General features: G+C 63.3%; 20 protein-coding genes and 1 pseudogene. 7 read left to right on the top strand and 14 right to left on the bottom strand.

The window, feature by feature from the left end:
- Positions 1-31: 31 nt before the first annotated feature.
- The 5 genes from ACCD07_RS01000 to ACCD07_RS00980 form a co-directional block, all read right to left on the bottom strand.
- A complete protein-coding gene (locus ACCD07_RS01000; protein WP_176650629.1) occupies positions 32-811 on the bottom strand; it encodes a peptidyl-prolyl cis-trans isomerase in 780 nt (259 codons plus the stop codon).
- 122 nt (positions 812-933) lie between these two features.
- Positions 934-1,218, bottom strand: a complete 285-nt coding sequence (locus tag ACCD07_RS00995) for a BolA family protein (RefSeq protein WP_176650630.1) — start codon at positions 1,216-1,218, stop codon at positions 934-936.
- Positions 1,215-1,844 (bottom strand): septation protein A, encoded by a 630-nt coding sequence (locus tag ACCD07_RS00990; RefSeq protein ID WP_176650631.1) that lies wholly within the window; start codon positions 1,842-1,844, stop codon positions 1,215-1,217. The genes ACCD07_RS00995 and ACCD07_RS00990 overlap by 4 nt, the downstream gene beginning before the upstream one ends.
- A gap of 9 nt (positions 1,845-1,853) precedes the next feature.
- Positions 1,854-2,252, bottom strand: a complete 399-nt coding sequence (gene msrB / locus ACCD07_RS00985; RefSeq protein WP_176650632.1) for a peptide-methionine (R)-S-oxide reductase MsrB — start codon at positions 2,250-2,252, stop codon at positions 1,854-1,856.
- Between the two features lie 14 nt (positions 2,253-2,266).
- Positions 2,267-3,664 (bottom strand): protein adenylyltransferase SelO, encoded by a 1,398-nt coding sequence (locus ACCD07_RS00980; RefSeq protein WP_413446235.1) that lies wholly within the window; start codon positions 3,662-3,664, stop codon positions 2,267-2,269.
- A gap of 228 nt (positions 3,665-3,892) precedes the next feature.
- Between ACCD07_RS00980 and ACCD07_RS00975 the strand changes: the two genes are divergently transcribed.
- Positions 3,893-5,539: a 3-(methylthio)propionyl-CoA ligase gene (locus ACCD07_RS00975; protein WP_413446234.1), complete on the top strand. Its 1,647-nt coding sequence runs from the start codon at positions 3,893-3,895 to the stop codon at positions 5,537-5,539.
- Between the two features lie 6 nt (positions 5,540-5,545).
- Here ACCD07_RS00975 and ACCD07_RS00970 read toward each other — a convergent pair whose 3' ends face one another.
- The 8 genes and pseudogenes from ACCD07_RS00970 to ACCD07_RS00935 all read right to left on the bottom strand — a co-directional run bounded on the left by ACCD07_RS00970 (position 5,546) and on the right by ACCD07_RS00935 (position 12,871).
- The gene (locus ACCD07_RS00970; RefSeq protein WP_413446233.1) at positions 5,546-6,982 is read right to left on the bottom strand and encodes an MDR family MFS transporter; all 1,437 of its coding nucleotides are present in this window, start codon (positions 6,980-6,982) and stop codon (positions 5,546-5,548) included.
- The gene (locus tag ACCD07_RS00965; protein WP_176650635.1) at positions 6,979-7,422 is read right to left on the bottom strand and encodes a MarR family transcriptional regulator; all 444 of its coding nucleotides are present in this window, start codon (positions 7,420-7,422) and stop codon (positions 6,979-6,981) included. The genes ACCD07_RS00970 and ACCD07_RS00965 overlap by 4 nt, the downstream gene beginning before the upstream one ends.
- Positions 7,423-7,538: 116 nt before the next feature.
- A complete protein-coding gene (locus ACCD07_RS00960) occupies positions 7,539-8,231 on the bottom strand; it encodes a DUF4197 domain-containing protein (protein WP_353398492.1) in 693 nt (230 codons plus the stop codon).
- 66 nt (positions 8,232-8,297) lie between these two features.
- Positions 8,298-8,750, bottom strand: coding sequence for a chemotaxis protein CheW (locus ACCD07_RS00955; protein ID WP_413446252.1), 453 nt, complete (start codon positions 8,748-8,750; stop codon positions 8,298-8,300).
- Between the two features lie 138 nt (positions 8,751-8,888).
- Positions 8,889-9,803 (bottom strand): annotated as a pseudogene (locus ACCD07_RS00950) (chemotaxis protein CheW); the annotation flags it as partial.
- Positions 9,790-10,341, bottom strand: a complete 552-nt coding sequence (locus ACCD07_RS00945) for a chemotaxis protein CheD (RefSeq protein WP_353398497.1) — start codon at positions 10,339-10,341, stop codon at positions 9,790-9,792. The pseudogene ACCD07_RS00950 and the gene ACCD07_RS00945, both read right to left, overlap by 14 nt.
- Positions 10,338-11,171 carry a CheR family methyltransferase gene (locus ACCD07_RS00940; protein ID WP_413446232.1) on the bottom strand — a complete coding sequence of 278 codons (834 nt, stop codon included), beginning with the start codon at positions 11,169-11,171 and terminating at the stop codon, positions 10,338-10,340. The genes ACCD07_RS00945 and ACCD07_RS00940 overlap by 4 nt, the downstream gene beginning before the upstream one ends.
- A 2-nt stretch (positions 11,172-11,173) precedes the next feature.
- Positions 11,174-12,871, bottom strand: coding sequence for a methyl-accepting chemotaxis protein (locus ACCD07_RS00935; RefSeq protein ID WP_413446231.1), 1,698 nt, complete (start codon positions 12,869-12,871; stop codon positions 11,174-11,176).
- A 353-nt stretch (positions 12,872-13,224) separates the two neighbouring features.
- Between ACCD07_RS00935 and ACCD07_RS00930 the strand changes: the two genes are divergently transcribed.
- Positions 13,225-15,312, top strand: coding sequence for a 3-hydroxyacyl-CoA dehydrogenase NAD-binding domain-containing protein (locus ACCD07_RS00930; RefSeq protein ID WP_413446230.1), 2,088 nt, complete (start codon positions 13,225-13,227; stop codon positions 15,310-15,312).
- A gap of 115 nt (positions 15,313-15,427) precedes the next feature.
- Here the strand turns inward: ACCD07_RS00930 and ACCD07_RS00925 are convergent, their stop codons facing one another.
- Positions 15,428-17,125, bottom strand: coding sequence for an MFS transporter (locus tag ACCD07_RS00925; protein WP_176650641.1), 1,698 nt, complete (start codon positions 17,123-17,125; stop codon positions 15,428-15,430).
- Between the two features lie 208 nt (positions 17,126-17,333).
- Here ACCD07_RS00925 and ACCD07_RS00920 point away from each other — a divergent pair, with 208 nt between their 5' ends.
- From ACCD07_RS00920 to ACCD07_RS00900, 5 genes are read left to right on the top strand one after another with little or no spacing between them, the layout of a single operon-like run.
- Positions 17,334-18,512 (top strand): acetyl-CoA C-acyltransferase, encoded by a 1,179-nt coding sequence (locus ACCD07_RS00920; RefSeq protein ID WP_176650642.1) that lies wholly within the window; start codon positions 17,334-17,336, stop codon positions 18,510-18,512.
- 5 nt (positions 18,513-18,517) lie between these two features.
- Positions 18,518-20,416 carry an acyl-CoA dehydrogenase gene (locus ACCD07_RS00915; protein WP_413446251.1) on the top strand — a complete coding sequence of 633 codons (1,899 nt, stop codon included), beginning with the start codon at positions 18,518-18,520 and terminating at the stop codon, positions 20,414-20,416.
- Positions 20,417-20,429: 13 nt separating this feature from the next.
- The gene (locus ACCD07_RS00910; protein ID WP_176650644.1) at positions 20,430-20,732 is read left to right on the top strand and encodes a Dabb family protein; all 303 of its coding nucleotides are present in this window, start codon (positions 20,430-20,432) and stop codon (positions 20,730-20,732) included.
- A gap of 12 nt (positions 20,733-20,744) precedes the next feature.
- Positions 20,745-21,527, top strand: a complete 783-nt coding sequence (locus ACCD07_RS00905) for an SDR family oxidoreductase (protein WP_413446229.1) — start codon at positions 20,745-20,747, stop codon at positions 21,525-21,527.
- An 11-nt stretch (positions 21,528-21,538) separates the two neighbouring features.
- The gene (locus ACCD07_RS00900; protein WP_413446250.1) at positions 21,539-22,537 is read left to right on the top strand and encodes an NADP-dependent oxidoreductase; all 999 of its coding nucleotides are present in this window, start codon (positions 21,539-21,541) and stop codon (positions 22,535-22,537) included.

Raw genomic sequence — 22,537 nt, 5'->3', positions numbered from 1 at the left:
GGCGCCCCGCAGGGCGCCGCCTTTTGTAACATTACTGCACTTTTGCTTTCTTGACCAGTTCTTCCTGGTAAGCCTGCAGTTTCTTCTGGGTCAGCGCTTCCGCGATTTGCGGCTTCACTTCTTCCAGGGTAGGCAGCTTGGCTGGACGGATGTCGTCCACTTTGATGACGTGGAAGCCGTTCTGGGTCTGCACTGGCTTCTCGGTGACCTGGCCTTTTTGCAGGGCCACGAAGGCGGCCGAGAACGCTGGTGGGAAGGACGAAGGCGAGGCCCAGTCCAGATCGCCGCCATTGGCTGCAGAACCGGTGTCTTTCGAGGTTTTTGCCAGGTCTTCAAACTTGGCGCCGCCCTTGATCTTGGCGATCACGTCGTTGGCTTCGGCTTCGGTGCCCAGCAGGATGTGGCGGACGTGGTATTCCTTGTCGCCGGCCTGAGCGGTGAAGCGGTCGTATTCAGCCTTGATGTCGGCGTCCGACACCGGGTTTTTCTTGACGTAGTCGCCGATCAGCGAGTTGATGATGATGGCTTGACGGGCGTTTTCGATTTGCGCCTTGACCGCTGCGTCCTTGCCGAAACCTTGTTTTTCCGCTTCCTGCATCATCACTTCGCGGCCGATCAGGTCTTTCTTGATCAGTTCGCGCAGTTGTGGCGAATCAGGCTGCTGGCCTTGAGCAACGACTTGCTTGACCACGGCGTCGACGCGCGACGTTGGGATGGCTTTGCCATTAACTACGGCAACGTTTTGTGCGAAAGCAGGTACGGCGATAACGGCGAGAAGTGCAATCAGCAAACTGGCTGGCTTGAAAGTCATTATTAATTCCTGTAAGGGGAAAGTTTTAGCGAAATTGCCGGGCGGTAGGAGTTGGATCAGCTATCTGTCTTTGTGCTCAATTATTTTCGACGACGCCAACCGTTCCCACACCAAGCGTTACATCATACTTCGGACGGAGCCAATGCGGTAATGGCCAATGCATGAATTTCTTTATGCATCATATCGTGCACGGAATCATACACGAGTCGATGTCTTGTGACGAGTTTGAGGCCCTCGAATTGTAACGAAACAATTCTGACGTTGTAATGCCCCCCGCCGGAGGCGGCCCCGGCATGGCCGGCGTGCAGGGCGGAATCGTCTTCCAGCGTCAGTTCCAGCGGCGTCAAAGCGGCCTCGAAGCGGCTGCGCATGCGCTCCATGCGCGTGTCCTTGGTCAGGTCGCTCATGCTTCATCCTTCATGTGGCGCGACAGATAAATCGTTTGCGCAACAATAAACACAAACATCAGGGCGGTCGAGCCGAAGGCTTTAAAGCTGACCCATGAACTGGTGTCGCCTTTAAACAAGACGAAGGCGACATACCAATTCAGGAAGCCCATTGCGATAAAGAAACATATCCAGGCCAGATTCAGGCGGGCCCAGATCAGGTCCGGCAATTGGATGATTTCTTCCATCGATTTGCGCATCAGGTTCTTTTTAAAGACGAACTCGCTCACCAGCAGGCCCGAGGCAAAGAACCAATACACGATACTCAATTTCCATTTGATGAAATCCTCGTCGTGCAGGTATATCGTCAGGCCGCCGAAGAATACAAACATGGCCAGCGAAAACCACAGCACGAAGTCGACCTTGCGGCCGCGCGCCTTGACGTAGCCGATCTGGCCCATCGTCGCCACGATGCCGACCAGCGTGGCGATGACGATCGGCGACTGCTCGGTGGTGACCGTGCCGCCGGAGACGATGCCGCTCAGGTAGGTGTTGATGAAGTGCTGGGCGGCGTCCGCGTTCCAGCCCGACAGCTTGTAGGCGACAAAGAACAGCAGCAGCGGGATCAGGTCGAACAGAAATTTCATAATGTCTTATTAGTCTTGTGGATCAAAGCGTAAAGAGGCGGAATTGATGCAATAACGCAGCCCGGTCGGCGGCGGGCCGTCCGGGAACACGTGACCCAAGTGCGCATCGCAGACCGCGCAAATGATTTCGGTGCGCAGCATACCATGCGTACGGTCGGTTTTTTCAATGACATTGGCCGGATCGAGCGCCTCGAAGTAGCTGGGCCAGCCGCAGCCCGAGTCGAATTTGGCGTCGGAACGGAACAACGGCGTATTGCAGCATACGCAGGTGTAGATGCCGTGTTCGTGATGATCCCAGAACTTGCCGGTGAAAGCGCGTTCGGTAGCCGCGTGGCGCGTGACTTGATATTCCATCGGATCCAGCATGGCGCGCCATTCGGCGTCGGATTTGGTGACTTTATTTGTCATGGCTTAGTGCTCGCTTAAGAGGAACAGCTGACTTCTAAATGACTTGCCCAGTCCGGCGGCAAGGCTGCGTATTGTTCGTGCTCGGGCTGTTCGTCGTATGGGCGCTGCAAAACTGACAGCAGGCGCTCAACCTCAGTAAAGTCCTTATTTTGCGCTTTTTCAATAGCCACTTGGGCCAGGTAGTTGCGCAGCACGTATTTGGGGTTGACCCGGTCCATCGCAAGCTTGCGGCTAGCATCGTCGCTGGACTCGGCCTGCAGGCGGGCACGGTATTGCAGCGCCCAGGCATCGAAGGCCGGCCGGTCGATGAACAGGTCGCGCAGCGGTTCGTCGCCGCTGGCGTCGGTAGCCTTGATGCCGCTCAAGCGACGGAAGAAGAGGGTGAAATCGACGCTGTTGGCATGCATAAGCGAGAACATGGCGTCGAATAGCGCGCGGTCGGCGTCGGCGTGCTGCTCCAGCGTGGCCAAGCCCAGCTTGGCGTGCAGCAGTTCGTCCATTTTTGCGGCGAACTCGGGCTGGTAAACGTCCAGCGCGGCCTGCGCCGCTTCCACTTCGCCGATCAGCGGCAGCAGTGCCTGGCCCAGCGCGTAGCAATTCCAGTGGCCGACCTGCGGCTGGTTCGAGTACGAATAGCGCCCCTGCTGGTCGGTGTGGTTGCAGATGTGGTCGGAATCGAAGGCTTCCATGAAGCCGAACGGGCCGTAGTCCAGCGTCAGGCCGAGGATGGACATGTTATCGGTGTTCATCACGCCATGCATGAAGCCGACCGCCTGCCATTGCGCGATCATGTGCGCGGTGCGGCGCGAGACTTCGGCCAGCAAGGCCTGGTACGGATTTTCCGCGTCGCGTAGCTCGGGATAGAAGCGGTCGATGACGTAATCGGCCAGTATCTTCAATTCTTCCGGCTTCTTGCGGTAAAACCAGTGCTCGAACGAGCCGAAGCGCACGAAGGTCGGCGCCATGCGCACTACCACGGCCGACGTCTCGACCGTCTCGCGCATCACGCCCTGGTCGGAACCTGCCACCGACAACGCGCGCGAGGTGGGAATGCCCAGCGCATGCATCGCCTCGGAGCACAGGAATTCGCGGATCGACGAGCGCAGCACGGCACGGCCGTCGCCCATGCGTGAGTAGGGCGTCAGGCCGGCGCCTTTCCATTGCAGCTCCATCGGCCCATCGTTGGTGGCGACGTCGCCAAACAGCATGGCGCGGCCGTCGCCCAGCTGGCCGGCCCAGACGCCGAACTGGTGGCCGGAATACACGGCAGCCAGCGGCAGCGCGCGCTCCGGCGCGGCGTTGCCGATCAGGACGTCGAGGCCGTCGGCGACCTGGGCCGGCGTGAGTCCGATCAAGTCGGCGGCGGGCGCGCTGACGGCGACCAGATACGGCGCCGGCAGCGGCGTCGGCATCAGGCGGGTGTAGAAGGCGGGCGGCAGGGACGCGAAGGAATTGTCCAGCGGCAGTTTTGAGGCAGTAATGGCGGTTCCCGTTCTGTGTAAGGGCGTAAGCCGTCAATTTTACCGCACGCCATGGCTGCTGCAATGCAGCATCGAAAACCATTGACGCTGAGCGCGGCCGCGCCACAAACTTGTTCATATAAGATTAACTTTTCCGCATCAACTTTTCCCGAGGCAGCCATGTATCCCCAGAGTCCATTGATGGGCCAGATGATGAACCAGCCACTGCTGGTGTCCGGCATCCTCGAATTCGCCGCCCGCCACTACGCCAACAGCGAGATCGTCTCGCGGCGCGTCGAGGGCGACCTGCACCGCTACACCTTCCGCGACTGCCACCAGCGCGCCAAGCGCCTGGCCAACGCGCTGCAGGGCCTGGGCGTGCGCATGGGCGAGCGCGTCGGCACGCTGGCGTGGAACGGCTACCGCCACCTGGAGGCCTACTACGGCGTGTCCGGTTCCGGCGCCGTGCTGCATACGATCAATCCGCGCCTGCATCCCGAACAGCTGGCCTACATTTGCAACCACGCCGAAGACCAATATCTGCTGTTCGACTTCTGCTTCCTGCCGCTGGTGGAAGCGTTCGCGCCGCACTGCAAGACCATCAAGGGCTTCATTCTTATGGGCGAGGCCGACCGCCTGCCGGCCGACACCAAGATCCCCAACCTGATGTCCTACGAGGAATTGATCAACGCCCACTCGGACGATTACCGGTGGCCGCTGTTCGACGAGAACTCCGCCAGCACGCTGTGCTACACCTCCGGCACCACCGGCAATCCGAAGGGCGTGCTGTACTCGCACCGCTCCACGGTGCTGCATGCCTACGCGTCGGCGCTGCCCAACGTGCTCAACGTGTCGTCGCGCGACACCGTGATGCCGGTGGTGCCCATGTTCCACGTCAACGCCTGGGGCCTGCCGTACTCGGTGCCGCTGTCGGGCGCCAAGATGGTGTTTCCCGGCGGCGCGCTGGATGGCAAGTCGGTCTACGACCTGATGGAAAGCGAAAAGGTCACGTTCTCGGCCGGCGTGCCGACCGTGTGGCTGGGCCTGCTCAACTACGCGATCCAGAACAAGCTCAAGTTCTCGACCTTCCGCCGCACGGTGATCGGCGGTTCGGCCTGTCCGCCGGCGATGATGAACACGCTGATCGACGAGTTCGGCGTCGAGGTCATCCATGGCTGGGGTATGACCGAGATGTCGCCGCTGGGCACCACCGGCGGCCTGCTGTGCAAGCACCTGGAACTGCCCAAGGCGGAGCAGCGCAAGATCCTGCAAAAGCAGGGGCACGCGATCTACGGCGTCGACATGAAGATCGTCGACGACGACGGCAAGGAACTGCCGTGGGACGGCGTCAGCTACGGCCACCTGCTGGTCAAGGGGCCGTGGGTGGCGGCGCGCTACTTCAAGGACGAGGGCGGCGACGTGCTGGAGGATGGCTGGTTCCCGACTGGCGACGTGGCCACCATCGATGTCGACGGCTTCATGCAGATCACCGACCGCAGCAAGGACGTCATCAAGTCCGGCGGCGAATGGATAGGCACCATCGACCTGGAAAACGTCGCCATGTCGCACCCGGCGGTGATGCAGGCGGCCTGCATCGGCGTGGCCCATCCGAAGTGGGACGAGCGGCCGCTGCTGGTGGTGGTGCGCCGGCCCGGGCAGGAAGTCACGCGCGAGGAGTTGCTGGCCCATTTCACCGGCAAGGTGGCCAAGTGGTGGCTGCCGGACGACGTGGTGTTCGCCGATGCGTTGCCGGTCGGCGGCACCGGCAAGATCCAGAAAAACAAGCTGCGCGAGCAGTACCGCGACCACAAGCTGCCCGGCGCCTGAACAACTTTATTTCGCCATCCTGGCGTGCTCCGCGGTGTGGGTCGCCAGCGGCAGCTCGGGCAGGAAGTACAGCATCAGCAAGCCCAGCCCGACCAGCACGGTGCCGGCGGTGAAGATGCTGGCGATCGCGTGGCGATAGACGTCGGCGGTCGCGGCCTGTCCGTGCAGTCGCTGCGCCAGGATCGCGCCGGACCCCGTCACGCCGACCAGGCCGCCCAACGAACGGAAGAAGGCCAGCATCGCCGTGCCGACGCCGCGCCGCGTGGCGGGCAGGGCGTTCTGCACCGCCATCGTCATGTTAGGCATCACCAGCCCCAGGCCGGCGCCGAGCACGAAAATGGCCGGCTCCAGCACCATGTAGCCGGCCGAGGTCGAGATGGACCAGGCCAGCACGCCGAACGACAGCGTCGCCAGGCTCAGGCCGATGATTTGCGCCGGCTTGTAGCGGCCGCCCGACTTGGCCAGCACGCGGCCGTTCAGCGTGGACGAGATCACCAGGCCGACCATCATCGGCATCGTCAGCAGGCCCGAGTTGGCGGGGCTGACGCCCATCACCATCTGGAACAGCAGCGGGAAGAACACGCTGGAGCCCATCATGCCGACGAAGGTCAGCGCCAGCACGATGCTGGCCACGTTGAACACGCGGTTCTGGAACAGGTCTGGCGGCAGCACCGGCTCGGGCACGCGGCGCACGTGGGCCAGCAACGCGGCCGCCAGTGCCGCCGACAGCAGGCTCAGGAACTTCACCTCATGCGAATCCCACGGCCATTCGGTGCCGCCCAGCGCCAGCACCAGCAGCGCAGCCGTCACGGCGCCGGTCATCAGCGCCGATCCCAGGTAGTCGATCTTGTGCGCGTGGTGCGGACGGTCGCCGTGCATGGACTTGGCGATCGCGTACAGCGCCAGCGCGCCGACCGGCAGGTTGACGTAGAAGATCCAGTGCCACGACAGCCAGTCCGTCAGCAGGCCGCCGATCACAGGTCCCAGCACGCTGGTCACCGCGTACACGGCGGCGATGCTGCCCTGGCGCTTGCCGCGTTCGGCCGGCGGTATCAAATCGCCGATGACGATCTGCGCCAGCGGCAGGAAGCCGCCCGCGCCCAGACCCTGTATGGCGCGGAAGGCGATCAGCTGGAACATGTTCTGCGCCAGGCCGCACAGCATCGAGCCGGCCAGGAAAGTGATGATGGCGGTGTACAGCAGCGGCTTGCGGCCGTACTGGTCGCTGAGCTTGCCGTACAGCGGCATGGTGGCGGTCGAGGCCAGCACATAGGCCGTCACCACCCACGACAGATGGGTCATGCCGCCCAGGTCCGATACGATGCGCGGCAACGCGGTGGCGACGATGCTCTGGTCCAGCGCGGACAGGGCGATCATGATGACCAGCCCGCGGTAAATGGCGCGGATTTCAAGCCGGGTGGGGGCTGCGGAAGGAATGGTCATTCGCCGATCTCGTTGAGGTAAATAAGTGCGTTGCGTAGCGCCTGCGCGCCTTCCGGCGGCAGCTGCGCCAGCTTGCGCGCCAGCCAGTCGCGGCGGCGGTTGCGGATGTCTTCCAGCACGGCGGCGCCGTGCTCGCTCAGCAGCAGGCCGCTGCGGCGGCGGTCTTCCGGATCGGGCGTGTCGCGCCGTATCAGACCGGCCGCTTCCAGCGACTTGATATGGCCGCTCATGGTCGGTCCGCGCAGCTTTTCCATGCGCGCCAGTTCGGCCACGCCGATGCCCGGCGTCTGGCTGATGGTCGACAGCAGCATCCTGTGCTGCAGCGACAGGCCGGATGGATCGCTGTCGCCCTCATGGCGGATGCGGCGAAATACGTGATGCAGGACGTTGCGCAACTCGTCGGCCAGCGCGATGGCTTCCTGCGGAACAGGTTTTTCCATGGGATAAAGTAAAGATAGGTAGGTTACCTATCTATCTTAACGCTGACGCCGCCGGATTTCAAGGCAAAAAAAGCCCGGCGGCGGCCGGGCGAGGGGAGGAGACGTTCTTTACTGCTTCATTTGAGGGCGCCGAACACTTTTCCTATGAGCTTGCTGCCCTGTCCGAGAGGATCGGCGCGGATGGCTTTTTCTTCTTCACCTATCATCGTGTACAGACCGTCCAGCGCGCGCTGGGTGACGTAGCCTTCGACCGTGCTCTGGTCCTTGGCCAGCATGCCCATCTTCGGCGCCAGCGCCATCGTGGCGTTGTACTTGTTCGCCAGGTCGGAGCGGTCGGTGACCTTTTTCACGATCGGCAGGAACTGCACCGCCAGCTTGGGCGAGGTCTTCTCGCGGAAGAAGTCGGTCACCGAGGTGTCGCCGCCGGTCAGGATGTTCTTGGCGTCGGTGACCGTCATCGACTTGACGGCATCCAGCAGCAGCGGCTTGGCCATCGGCACGGCCGCCTCGGCCGCGTGGTTCATCTGCACCACCAGGTCGTCGAGCTGCTGCCCCTTGCCGGTCATCTTCAGCAGCGGGCGCGCCTGCTCCAGGATCTTCGGCAGCGGAATGCGCACCTTGGCGTTGTTCAGAAAGCCCCCGTCCGTACCGAGCTTGGAGACCGCCATCGAAGAGCCCTGTTCCAGCGCCGCCTTCAAGCCGCCGGATGCGTCCTGGTTGGTCAAATCGGCCAGCGACAGCGCATAGGCGCTGGCGGCCAGCAGGCTCAGGGGAATCAACACGGCGATGGCGCGGCGTGGCATGGACATAGTCAACCTCGGAAAAAGTAAGCCGCCGGCGGCTGCCGGCACGGTCCCACTTTACTCCAGCGGCGCTCATGCCGCCAGCGCCGGAATCTCGCGTGCCAATCGTTGCAGCAGGCGGTCGCACTCGAACACGCTGAGCGTCTGGTGGTTGTCGCCGTCGCCCTCGATATCGATGACTTCCTCCATCTCGCTGCGCGGATCGCCTTGCGCGCTGGTGTTGCGCATCATCTTGGGCGCCGTGAAGCGCCGGCTGTCGTTGACCGTCATGATGTTCTCGACGGCGTCCACCATCAGGCCGTAGAGTTCTTCGCCGCGCTCGATGACCAGGATCTTGGCCTGGCCGCGGTGCTCCAGCGCGGGCATCCGGTACAGGCTGCGCAAGTCGATCACGCTGATCATTTGCTGGCGCAGGTTCAGCATGCCACGCATGAAGTCCGGCATGCCCGGCGGCCGCGTGATGTCGTCGGAAAAATCGATAATCTCGCGCACCTGCTTGATCTCCACCGCGTAGGTGTTCTCCAGCGCGAAGGTGATGTAGACCTGGCGCTGGCTGCGCTTGGCCGCCTGCTGCCCGGCCGGCGCCGCGCCGGTTTGGTCCTTGGGATACAGGTTGGCGTGGCCGGTGCGCATTTCCTGGATCTCGGTGCTGCTGAAGATTTCACGGTGGTTGAGGAAGATGATGTCGCCCAGCCCCGGCTTGGCGATGCAGCCGCCGAACATGCCGGCGCGCGCCTTGCTCAGCAGCGGTATCGCCATCAGCTCTTCGCTGTAGAAGTTGACGATGCTGTCGACCGAGTCGACCAGGAAGCCGATGGTTGCGTCGTCGATGCGGGCGATGACGATGCGCTGGTCGGCATGGAGCTCGCGCGTGGTTGGCGCTGCGCTCAGCAGGGCGGTGAAATCGACCACCGCCACCTGGCTGCCGCGAAAATTGATGCGGCCCAGGCACAACGCGCTGTTCAATATCGACGCCTGCAGTTCCGGCACGCGGATGATCTCCTGGATCGCGCTCATCTCGAACGCGAACGACGACGCGCCGACGCGGAAGCTGACGCACTGGCGCCGCTCGCCCTGGCTGCGCTGCGCCGCCTGCCTGCCGGCTCCCCGCAGCGCCAACACCTGCGGCACGTTCTCGATGCGCACCAGCGCGGCCGGATCCAGCACCTGCACCAGGCGGGCGCCGTCGCTGAGCAGGATGGTGCCGGCCACCACGCCGTGGGCGTCGCCGTTGGCGTAGCTCAGCGTGCTGCGCTGCTCGCGCCGCACGCGCAGGATCTCGCCGGTGGCATGGAACAGGATGCCGACCAGCACGCCCTGGAAGTCGAGGATGGCGATCTTGTCGCTGGCTTCGGCGCCGCGCGCGTCAGCGCTGAACACGCGGCCCAGGTTGACCACCGGGATCACCGCGCCGCGCAGGGTGAACACGCCTTCGAGGAACTTCGGCGACAGCGGCAGCGCGCTGACCTTGTCCGGGAAATTGACCACCTCGCGGATGCAGCTGGCGGGCAGCGCGAATTCATCCGCGCCGAGCACAAAGGAGCCGAACAATTCGGTGGCGCTGTCAGTTGCTTGCATGGCGGAGGTCCTGTGGATGGTTGCCGATCTCGCAGATGGCGTAGCTGTGGGTGGCGCAATCGATGGTCATGGTGCGGCCGCACTCGCCGCCGACGCGGCAATAGCGCACGGTCAAGCCGTGCAGGCTCAGGTATTTGTGGGCGGCGGCGGCGTTTTGCGTGCCAATCTGCAAGCGGCTGGTGTAGTTGCCGAGCATGTTGGCGCCGCCCGCCACGATCACCTCGATATCGGGATAGTCGGCTTCGGTGGCGCCCATCATCATCAGCAGCGACGGCACCGCCTGGCTGACGTAGCGCGCGCCCAGTTCAGCCTGCAATTCCGGCGCTTCCGGCAGCAGGCAATGGGCCAGTCCGCAGCGGCCGCGCTTTCTCCAGATGAAGCCGATGCCGATGCAGGAGCCCAGCAGGGCTTGCAGCTGGCCGGTGCGGGCGCCTATCTTCAGTTTGCCCATGGTCACCTGCAGGCATTGCGGCGGCACCGCCGGGCCGGGGCCCAGCGCTCCGGCGCGCGGATTGGGAATGATGTGGTGTGTGATCACGGGGTTGCTCGCTTATCCATCGTATAGACCATCGGCCGCTCGCAGTGGTAGGGCAGGTTGAGGCCGCGGATCGACTCGGACTCGCCCAGGATCAGGCGGGAATCGGGCGTCATGCTGTGGCGGACCTGCTGCAACACCGCTTCCTGGTGCTCCTGGTCAAAGTAGATCAGCACGTTGCGCAAGAACACCAGGTCGAATTTCTTGTGCGGCTTGAGCGGCGCCAGCAGGTTGTGCTGCGCCAGCTCGACGTTCCTTTTCAATGCATCCACCACTTGCAGGCCTTTGCTGCCGGGCTTGAAATATTTTTTCACCCAGTCCGGATGCGTGCTGAGGATGCGTTCGACGGAACGCCCGGCGTAGTCGCCGGCGCGCGCCTGCTCCAGCACCTGCCGCGAAATGTCGGTCGCATGGATGCGGTAGGTGAAGCCGGGGTGGGCCGCCTGGAATTCCTCGCACAGCATGGCCATCGAATACAGTTCCTCGCCGCTGGACGCCGCCGCCGACCAGACCTTCAGGCATCCGCCCGGATGCGCCTGCCACCATTGCGGCAGGAACTCCTGCTCCACGTAGTCCCACACCTGCGGCGTGCGGAAGAACAGCGTGTCGTTGGTGGTGACCAGGTCGATAAAGTGCGGGATCTCCGAACGGTCCTGTTCCACCTTGTCCAGGTAGGCCTGGTAGCTGCCTATCGCCAGCGCCTGCATCCTTGGCCGCAGGCGCCCCTCCAGCAGCACGCTTTTGCGCTCCGTCATCGCGATGCCGGTGTGTTTGCGCACCAGCGCGATCAGCGCGCTCAGCGTCGCCGGGTTCAGTCCGGCGCTGCTGTCCACGGTTAGACCACGAAGCCGGCGACGGTTTTATTCAGGTCCCCGGCGCGTTGGTTGAGTCCCTCGGTCGAGCGGGCGATGCTGTCGCAGGCGGCCGCCGATTTTTCCGCTTCCTCGGCGATGTATTGCACCGCCGTGCTCACTTCGCGCGCCGTCAACAGCTGCTCGTTGGTGGCTTTGGAGATGTCGGAAATGGCCACCGTGGTCTGGGCGACGCCGGCCACGATCTTGTCGAACGCGTCGCTGGCCTGGCGCGAGATTTCGCTGCCGGCCGAGACCCGCTTGACCGACTCGTTGATCAGCTTGGAGATTTCCTTGGTCGCCTGCGACGAGCGCTCGGCCAGCTTGCGCACCTCGTCGGCGACCACCGAGAAGCCCAGCCCGTGCTCGCCGGCGCGCGCCGCCTCGATGGCCGCGTTGAAGGCCAGCATATTGGTCTGGTTGGCGATCTCGCTGATCACCTTGACGATCTCGCCGATGTCTTCCGACGAGCGGTTGATCAGGTCCATCGCCTCGATCGACTTGGCCACCGCCTTGGCGCCGGCCTCGGCCTCGCGCTGGGTGGTCTTGGCCAGGGTGTCGGCGCCGGTGGTGCTGTTGGCGATCGAATTGATGGAGTTGGTCAGGCCGTCGATGGAAGCGTTCATCTCCTCGACCGTGGCGCCCAGCGCCTGGGTGCCGACGGCGACGCCGTTGCAACGCTCGGCGATGGTGGTCGAGGCCTCGGACAGGCCGCCGGCCGAGGCCACCACGTCGCCGATCACCTTGCGCAGGTCGGCGATCATCTTGCTGATGCCTTCGGCCAGATGGTCCAGCGGCTCATCGCCATCGACGGCGATCTTGCTGGTCAGGTCGCCCTGCGCGGCGCGCTCGACCGACTCCAGCAAACGCTTGATCTTGGCGCCGTCCGAGTCGGCCTTGGCCGCCACCGAGACTTCCAGGTTGACCTGGGCCGTGATATCGGTCGCGAATTTGACAATCTTATAAGGCTTGCCATTCAAATCGAGTATCGGATTATAAGTCGCCTGTATCCATATGGTTTTGCCATTATTGCCGATTCGTTTATATCGGCCGCTGTCGAATTCGCCACGATTCAATTTTTGCCAGAACCGTTTATATTCTGAACTATTAATATATTCGGGCTCGCAGAACATGCGATGGTGCTCGCCCTTAATATCCTCCAGCGTATAACTCATGACATTCAGGAAATTATCGTTGGCATTCAGCACATGCCCGCCCATGTCGAACTCGATCACCGCCTGCGCCTTGGAGATGGCGTCGACCTTGCCTTCGTATTCGGAGCTCTTGAGCTTGCTGTCGGTGATCACCGTGGCGAACTTGATGACCTTGTAGGCCTTGCCATCGGCGTCGATGATCGGGTTGTAGGATGCGTTGATCCACACCTCGCGGCCGCCCTTGGCGAAGCGCTTGTAGTCGCCGCGGTCGAACTCGCCACGCCCCAGGCGGGCCCACAGGTCCTTGTACTCCGCCGTCTTGACGTACTCGGGATCGCAGAAGATCGAGTGATGCTTGCCCTGGACTTCCTCCAGCGTGTAGCCGACAGTGGCGAGGAAATTGTCGTTGGCATGCAGGATGGTGCCGTCCAGTCCGAACTCGATCAGCGCTTGCACGCGGTTCAGCGCGGTGTTAATAGCTTGAATATCCAGATCCTGCGATTTGATTACCTGGCTATGCGCGTCCATATGGAGTCCTGTTATATTTGGAGAGAATTTAATCCAAGAAGTTATTGGATTTTCCGCATTAATATTCAGCCGAATTCCCATAAAACACAAGAGCTTGCCGAAAGTTTTAATTGGCCGTGTACTTTATTTGCCACGTGGAATTAACGGTGGCTTATGTTTTAAGCAGTGTTTTCTCTTATTCACAAAGCGCTATCGCCGCATTCAAAAGCGGTGGCCGGAAAGACAAGTTTGCATGGCTGGCTGGCGGGCCATCCTGTACCATGCAAGAACGCCAACAAAAAAAATAATACGATCGTTCTTTTATGCGGTATAGTGAGCGGGCTGAGGTTCCCACTAAAACATAAGGAAGAGACATGACTGCTGAATATCAAGTCCACGGCGCCGTCGCCGTCATCACGCTGAACAATCCGCCGGTCAACGGCCTGGGCCTGGCCACCCGCACGGCGGCCGTGCAGGGCATCCAGCAGGCGCTGGCCGACGACGCCGTCAAGGCCATCGTCATCACCGGCGCCGGCAAGGCGTTTTCCGGCGGCGCCGACATCAAGGAATTCAATTCGCCCAAGGCGCTGACCGAGCCCAGCCTCCACACGCTGATCGCCACCGCCGAGGGCTCGACCAAGCCGGTGGTGGCCGCCATCCACACCGTATGCATGGGTGGCGGCCTGGAACTGGCGCTGGGCTGCCACTACCGCGTGGCGCTGCCGGGCGCGCAGATCGCGCTGCCGGAAGTCAAGCTGGGTCTGCTGCCGGGCGCAGGCGGCACGCAGCGCCTGCCGCGCGTACTGGGCCTGGAAATGGCGCTGAACATGATCGTCTCCGGCACGCCGGTGGCGTCCGAAAAGCTGGCCGGCACCGCCTTGTTCGACCAGGTGTTCGCCGCCGATGCCGACCTGGTGCAGTCCGCCGTCGCCTTCGCCGGAACGATCGCCGACGCGCGTCCGCTGCCGAAAGTGCGCGACCGCAAGGTGGACTACCCGAACCACGAAGCCTTCCTGCAATTCTCGCGCAACACGGTCAAGGCCATGTCCGGCCCGTTCCCGGCACCGCTGGAATGCGTGGAAACGGTGGCCGCCTCGGTCACCATGAAATTCGAAGACGGCATGAAGTTCGAGCGCGAACGCTTCCTGCACCTGATCCAGACCACCGAGTCGAAAGCGCTGCGCCACGCCTTCTTCGCCGAGCGCGTGGCCAGCAAGGTGCCGGACGTGCCGGCCGACACCCCGGTGCGCGCGATCAAACAGGCGGCCGTGATCGGCGCCGGCACCATGGGCGGCGGCATCGCGATGAACTTCCTCAACGCCGGCATTCCGGTGGTCATGCTGGAAACCCGCCAGGAAGCGCTGGACAAGGGCATCGCCACGATCCGCAAGAACTATGAAAACACGCTGAAGAAGGGCAAGCTGACGCAGGAGAAGTTCGACCAGCGCATGGCGCTGCTGAGCGGCACCCTGGCGTATGAAGAGATCGCCCAGGCCGACATCGTGGTCGAAGCCGTGTTCGAGGAAATGAGCGTCAAGGAAACCGTGTTCCGCAAGCTGGACGAGGTGATGAAGCCGGGCGCTATCCTGGCCACCAACACCTCCACGCTGGACGTCGACCAGATCGCCGCCTTCACCAGGCGTCCGCAGGACGTCATCGGCACCCACTTCTTCTCGCCGGCCAACGTCATGAAGCTGCTGGAAATCGTGCGCGGCGCGCGGACCGGCAAGGACGTGCTGGCCACCGCGCTGGCACTGTCGAAAAAGCTGAAGAAGACCGGCGTCGTGTCGGGCGTGTGCGACGGCTTCATCGGCAACCGCATGATCGAGCAATACAGCCGCCAGGCCGGCTTCCTGCTGGAGGAGGGCGCGCTGCCGGAGCAGGTCGACAAGGCCGCCGAGAAATTCGGCTTTGCCATGGGCCCGTTCCGCATGGGCGACCTGGCCGGCAACGACATCGGCTGGGCCATCCGCAAGCGCCGCTACGTCGAGAAGCCGGAAATCAGCTACTCGAAGACCGCCGACCTGCTGTGCGAAATGGGCCGCTTCGGCCAGAAGACCGGCGCCGGCTGGTACGACTACAAGGCCGGCGACCGCAAGGCCTATCCGAACGAGCAGGTCAACGCGATGATCGTCCAGCACTCGGCCGACATCGGCGTCGAGCGGCGCAAGATCAGCGACCAGGAAATCGTCGAGCGCCTGGTGTATTCGATGGTCAATGAGGCGGCGCGCATCCTGGAAGAGGGCATCGCCCTGCGCGCCTCGGACATCGACATGGTCTACCTGACCGGCTACGGCTTCCCGCTGTTCCGCGGCGGCCCGATGTTCTATGCCGACACCGTGGGCTTGCCGAATGTGCTGGCAGCGATCAACAAATATGCCCGCGGCCACCACGGCGAGGCCTGGAAGCCGGCGCCGCTGCTGGTCAAGCTGGTCGAAGAAGGCAAGGGCTTCAGCAGCTGAGGTCGGCAAAATCTCACATGCCGTGTGGGATTAACATGGCATGTGCGTATTCGGGTTTATCCGGGCAAAAAAATAGCCGCCATCGCTGGCGGCTATTTTCGTTACGCGGCGACGGTTAGTCGGCGGCGTAGATGTTGTTGTCCTTGGTTTCGCTGACGAACAGCGCGCCGATCACGGCAGTGATCAGGGCGATGATGATCGGATACCACAGGCCGTAGTAGATGTCGCCCTTGAACGCCACCAGCGCGAACGAGATCGTCGGCAGCAGGCCGCCGAACCAGCCGTTGCCGATGTGGTAAGGCAGGGACATCGAGGTGTAGCGTATGCGGGTCGGGAACATTTCCACCAGCATCGCGGCGACCGGGCCGTACACCATGGTCACATACAGCACCAGGATGAACAGGATCAGTACCATCATCGGCTTGTTCATCTGCGCTTCTTCAGCCTTGGCAGGATAGCCCGCAGCCTTGATGGTGCCGCCGACTTCCTTCTTCAGCGCCGCTTCGGCCTTCTTGCTGTCTGCGTCGAAGTTCAGGCCGTCAGGCGTCATCACCGCGTTGAACGAGGTGATTTCCTTGTCGCCCACTTTGACCTTGGCCAGGCTGCCGGCCGGCGCGTCCTGCTTGGTGTAGGCCACCGAAGCGTTGGACAGGATGCCGGTCGCGATATCGCACGACGAAGGGAACTTCTTGGTGCCGGTCGGGTTGAACTGGAAGTTGCACGAAGCAGGATCGGCCACGACCACCACCGGCGAATTTTTCAGCGCGGTTTCCAGCGCCGGGTTGCCGTAGTGGGTCAGCGCGCCAAACAGCGGGAAGTAGGTCGCCGCAGCCAGCACGCAGCCGCCCAGGATGATCCACTTGCGGCCGATCTTGTCCGACAGCGTGCCGAAGAAGATGAAGAACGGGGTGGCAAGCGCCAGCGAGATCGCGGTCATGATGTTGGCGTTGGGGCCGTCGACCTTCAGCACCTGGGTCATGAAGAACAGCGCGTAGAACTGGCCGGTGTACCAGACCACCGCCTGGCCCATGGTCAGGCCGATCAGCGCCAGGATCACGACTTTGAGGTTTTTCCACTGGCCGAATGCTTCGCTCAGCGGTGCTTTCGAGGTCTTGCCTTCGGCTTTCATCTTGGCGAAGGCCGGCGATTCATTCATCGACAGGCGGATCCACACCGAAATGCCCAGCAGCAGCACCGACACCAGGAACGGCACGCGCCAGCCCCAGGCGTTGAACGCGTCTTCGCCGATGGCGGTGCGGGTGCCCAGGATCACCAGCAGCGACAGGAACAGGCCCAGGGTCGCCGTGGTCTGGATCCACGAGGTGAAGGCGCCGCGCTTGCCGTTCGGTGCGTGCTCGGCCACGTAGGTGGCTGCGCCGCCGTATTCGCCGCCCAGCGCCAGGCCCTGCAGGATGCGCAGCGTGACCAGGATAATCGGCGCGGCAATGCCGATCGCCGCATAGCCCGGCAGCAGGCCGACGATGAAGGTGGAGCCGCCCATGATCAGGATGGTGATCAGGAAGGTGTATTTACGGCCGATCATGTCGCCCAGGCGGCCGAACACCAGCGCGCCGAACGGACGCACGATAAAGCCGGCGGCAAACGCCATCAGTGCGAAAATGAAGGTGGTGGTCGGATCGCCGATGAAGAACTGCTTGGCGATGATGGCGGCGAGCGAGCCGTACAGATAAAAGTCGTACCATTCAAAGACGGTACCGAGCGACGACGCAAAGATGACCTTGCGTTCTTCCGGCGTGATCGCGCCGGACTTCGGCAGGTTACGCGGGTCTGCGGTGCCTGATGTTGATGCCATGTCTGTCTCCTGTAATTTTTGGATTTCCCCAGCCGAGAGGTGCACGTTGCTTCGTTACTCCTTCGTCAGCATGGATGCAGTGTGGCCGTTGAACCTTACACAATACTTGCTCGAAACTTACACGAAACTGACATAAATATTTGCGAACGACCGTACTAAAATATGCTATTCTGGGTTCATCAAAACATCATCCACATAGGAGACTTCCATGATCGACGCCGTCATTGTTTCAACCGCCCGTACCGCACTTGCCAAATCGTGGAAAGGCGCGTTCAACATGACGCACGGCGCCACGCTGGGTGGCCATGCGCTGGCCGCCGCCATCAGCCGCGCCGGCATCGAGTCCGGTGAAGTGGAAGACGTGCTGGTCGGCTGCGCCAATCCCGAGGGCGCCACCGGCGGCAACATCGCGCGCCAGATCGCCATCCGCGGCGGCTGCCCGGTGACCACCGCCGGCATGACCATCAACCGTTTCTGCTCGTCCGGCCTGCAGACCATCGCCACCGCCGCCCAGCGCATCATCGCCGGCGAAGGCGACATCTACGCCGCCGGCGGCGTCGAGTCGATCTCCTGCGTGCAGCAGGAAATGAACATGCATATGTACAAGGAAGTCTGGCTGTCCGAGCACAAGCCGGAAATCTACTGGCCGATGCTGCAGACGGCCGAGACCGTCGCCAGGCGCTACAACATCAGCCGCGAGCGCCAGGACGAATACGGCGTGCAGAGCCAGCAGCGCGCCGCCGCCGCCCAGGCCGCCGGCCTGTTCGACGCGGAAATCGTGCCGATGACCACCGTCATGGGCGTGGCCGACAAGGCCAGCGGCATGCTGCTGTCGAAGGAAGTGACGATCTCGGCCGACGAAGGCATCCGCGCCGACACCACCTATGAGGGCGTGTCCAAGATCCGCAGCGCGGTGCCGGGCGGCGTCATCAGCGCCGGCAACGCCAGCCAGTTCTCGGACGGCGGCTCGATGTCCATCCTGATGAGCGCGCAGACCGCCGCCGCCAAGGGCTTGACGCCGCTGGGCATCTTCCGCGGCTTCGCGGTGGCCGGCTGCGAGCCCGATGAAATGGGCATCGGCCCGGTGTTTGCGATTCCCAAGCTGCTGAAGAAAGCCGGCCTCAAGGTCGAGGACATCGGCCTGTGGGAATTGAACGAAGCCTTTGCCGTGCAGGTGCTGTACTGCGCCGACAAGCTGGGCATTCCGATGGACCGCCTCAACGTCAACGGCGGCGCGATCGCCGTCGGCCACCCGTACGGCGTGTCGGGCGCGCGCCTGACCGGCCATGCGCTGCTGGAAGGTAAGCGCCGTGGCGTCAAATATGTGGTCGTCACCATGTGTATCGGTGGCGGCCAGGGAGCCGCAGGCCTGTTCGAAGTGGTGTAAGCGTGATGCAGTCGAAAATCCTGTCGCGCCGCGACATCGCCTTCATGCTGTACGAATGGCTGGACGCGGAGGCGCTGAACAAGCGCGCCCGTTTCCAGGATCACAACCGCGAGAGCTTCGACGCCGCCATCGATACCGCCGAGCAGATGGCGACCGAGCTGTTCGCGCCGCACAATAAAAAGAGCGACGGCGAGGAGCCGCATGCGGTGGCCGGCGAGCACTGCCTGAACGTCAGGATCATTCCGGAAGTGAAGACCGCGCTGGACGCTTTCTCCACCGCCGGGCTGATGGCGGCCGGGCAGGACTTCGCGCGCGGCGGCATGCAGCTGCCGCTGGTGGTGGAAAAGGTGCTGGCGTCGTACTTTACGGCCGCCAACGTCGCCACCAGCGCCTACACCTTTCTGACGATGAGCGGCGCCAAAACCCTGCTCAAGGCCGGCACGCCGGCGCAGGTGCGGCGCTATGTCGAGCCGATGTTTGCCGGACGTTTCTTCGGCACCATGTGTCTGAGCGAACCGCAGGCCGGCTCCAGCCTGTCCGACATCACCAGCCGCGCCGTGCCCGATCCGGTCGGCGGCGTGGAAGGCGAGCGCCAGTTCCGCCTGAGCGGCAACAAGATGTGGATCTCCGCCGGCGAGCACGAACTGTCGGACAATATCGTGCACCTGGTGCTGGCCAAGATTCCCGGGCCTGACGGCAAGCTGATTCCCGGCGTCAAGGGCATCTCGCTGTTCATCGTGCCGAAATACCTGGTCAATGAAGACGGCAGCCTGGGCGAGCGCAACGACGTCGTGCTGGCCGGCCTGAACCACAAGATGGGCAATCGCGGCACCACCAACTGCCTGCTCAATTTTGGCGAAGGCAAGTTCAAGCCGCAAGGCAAGGGCGGCGCCATCGGCTACCTGGTCGGCAATCCGCACCAGGGCCTGGCCAATATGTTCCACATGATGAACGACGCGCGCATCGCCGTCGGCCTGGGCGCGGCGGTGCTGGGCTACACCGGCTACCTGCATGCGCTCGACTACGCCCGCAGCCGTCCGCAAGGCCGCCATCCGGCGCAGAAGGACCCGGCCCAGCCGCAGCTGCCCATCATCGAACACACCGACGTGCGGCGCATGCTGCTGGCGCAAAAGGCTTACGTTGAAGGCGGCCTCGGCCTGGTGCTGTACAGCGCCCGCCTGGTCGACGAACAGCAGACGGCGGAAACGCCGGAAGCGCGCGAACACGCGGCGCGCCTGCTGGATTTCCTGACGCCGATCACCAAGTCGTGGCCGTCACAATGGTGTGTCGAAGCCAACAGCCTGGCGATCCAGGTGCACGGCGGCTACGGCTACACGCGCGAATATAACGTCGAGCAGTTCTACCGCGACAACCGCCTGAACGCCATCCATGAAGGTACGCACGGCATTCACGGCCTCGACCTGCTGGGCCGCAAGGTGGCGGCGCAGGATGGCGCCTTGTTCAGGGCCTTCGGCGCCGAGCTGCGCAAGACGGTGCGCAAGGTGCGCGGCAGCGTCGGCGCGCCGGATGCGGTCGGCGCTCACCTGAGCGACATCAGCAGCGAACTGCTGGCGCACGCCGATGCGCTGGACGCCGCCTGGCAGGCAGTGGAACAAGTGACGCAAAAGCTGTATGCTGCCGGCGACATGAACAAGACCCTGGCCAACGCCAGCACCTATCTGGAAGCCGTCGGCCACGTGGTGGTCGCGTGGATCTGGCTGCAGCAGGCCTTGGTGGCCGCAGCCTCGCTGGACCTGGACAGCGCCGACGCCGATTTCTACCGCGGCAAGCTGCAGGCCTGCCGCTACTTCTTCCGCTGGGAACTGCCGAAAGTCGAACAGCAGCTGGAACTGCTGGCCAGCATAGACACCACCACGCTCGACATGCGCGACGCGTGGTTTTAACCTGGAGAGAACAATGCTCAAGCACATCGTGATGTGGAAACTGAAGGAACACGCCGAGGGTGGCGACCGCGCCACCAACGCCGCCAAGATGAAATCCATGCTGGACGGCTGCGCCAAGCTGGTGCCCGGCATCCTGAAATTCGAAGCGGCCGTGGCCCAGCCCGGACTGGAAGCGACCTACGACGTGATCCTGTATTCCGAATTCACCGACAAGGCCGCGCTCGACGCCTACCAGGAACACCCGGACCACGTGGCCATCAAGCCATTCTTCGGCGCCGTGCGCGACCAGCGCCAGTGCATGGACTACGAAATCTAAGGACCCACCCCAATGCGTACAACTCAAGAACTGTTTTCACTGGCCGGCAAGACCGCGCTGATCACCGGCGGCTCGCGCGGACTGGGCCTGCAGATGGCGCTGGCGCTGGGCGAGCAGGGCGCCAAGGTCGTCATCTCGTCGCGCAAGCAGGCCGACCTGGATGAGGCGGTCGCCTTCCTGACCGGCCACGGCGTCGCCGCCCACGCCATCGCCGCCGACCTGTCGCAGGACGCGCATGCGGAGGCGCTGGTCAGCGCCGCGCTGGAACAGCTGGGCCATATCGACATCCTGATCAACAACGCCGGCGCCAGCTGGGGCGCGCCCGCCGAAGACCATCCGGTCGAAGCGTGGGACAAGGTGATGAACCTGAACATCCGCAGCATCTTCGTGGTGTCGCAGCTGGTCGGCAAGCGCTCGATGATCCCGCGCAAGTACGGCCGCATCATCAACATCGCCTCGATCGCCGGCCTGGCCGGCAATCCGCCGGGCACCATGCAGACCATCGCCTACAACACCTCGAAAGGCGCGCTGGTCAACTTCACCCGCACCCTGGCGGGCGAGTGGGGCCGTCACGGCATCACCGTCAACGCGCTGGCGCCGGGCTTCTTCCCATCGAAGATGACCAAGGGCTTGCTGGAAAAGCTGGGCCCGGACGAGATCTCCAAGGACGCCCCGCTGGGCCGACTCGGCGACGACGAAGACCTGAAAGGCGCGGCGGTGCTGTTCGCGTCCGATGCGGGCAAGCATATCACCGGCCAGATCCTGGCGGTGGACGGCGGCGTCTCGGCAGTCTGACGATGGCCGAGATTCCTCAGACTTACCAGCGCATGGTGCTGGCGGCGCGTCCGCGCGGCCCGGTGGCGCCGGAGAATTTCCGGCTGGAGACAGTGCCGGTGCCGGCGCTGGCCGATGGCGAACTGCTGATCCGTAACCACTACCTGTCGCTGGATCCGTACATGCGCGGACGCATGAGCGCGGCCAAGAGCTACGCCACGTCGCAGCAGCTGGACGAGACCATGATAGGCGGCACGGTCGGGCAGGTGGTCGCCTCGCGCAACGAGTATTACAAGGTCGGCGAGTTCGTCGGCGGCATGCTGGGCTGGTCCGAAATGGGCGTATCCGACGGCCTGTTGCTGCGCAAGCTGGACACCACGCGCATACCGCTATCGGCCTTCCTTGGCGTGGTCGGCATGCCGGGCATGGCCGCTTGGTACGGTTTCAACCAGATCATGGAAGCGGGCAGCGGCGATACGGTGGTGGTGTCGGCCGCCAGCGGCGCGGTCGGCAGCGTGGTCGGCCAACTGGCCAGGCTGCGCGGCTGCCGCGTGGTCGGCATTGCCGGCGGAGCGGAGAAGTGCGATTACGTTGTCAAGGAACTGGGCTTCCACGCCTGCGTCGACTACAAGGCCGGCAACCTCGAGGCCGACCTGGCCGCCGCCACGCCGGACGGCGTCGACGCGATCTTTGAAAACGTCGGCGGCGCCTGTCTGGATGCCTCGCTGGCGCGCACCAACGCCTTCGCCCGCGTGGCGCTGTGCGGCATGATCGCGGGCTACAACGGCCAGGAAATGCCGATCAAGAATTCGCGGCTGTTGCTGATCAACAGGCTGACGGTGCGCGGCTTCATCATCACCGAACACATGGAATTCTGGCAGCAGGGCTTGCAGGAACTGGCCGTGCTGGTGGCCAATCACCAAATCAAATACCGCGAATCGGTGGCGGACGGCCTGGCTGCCGCCCCGCAAGCGTTTATCGGCCTGCTTCAGGGCCACAACTTCGGCAAACAACTGGTGAAGCTAATCTAA

It is taken from the genome of Duganella sp. Dugasp56, assembly GCF_047304105.1.
GTDB lineage: Bacteria > Pseudomonadota > Gammaproteobacteria > Burkholderiales > Burkholderiaceae_D > Rugamonas > Rugamonas hordei.
Note: the sequence above shows the minus strand (reverse complement) of the source record. Positions and strands in the feature narration are given on the sequence as shown.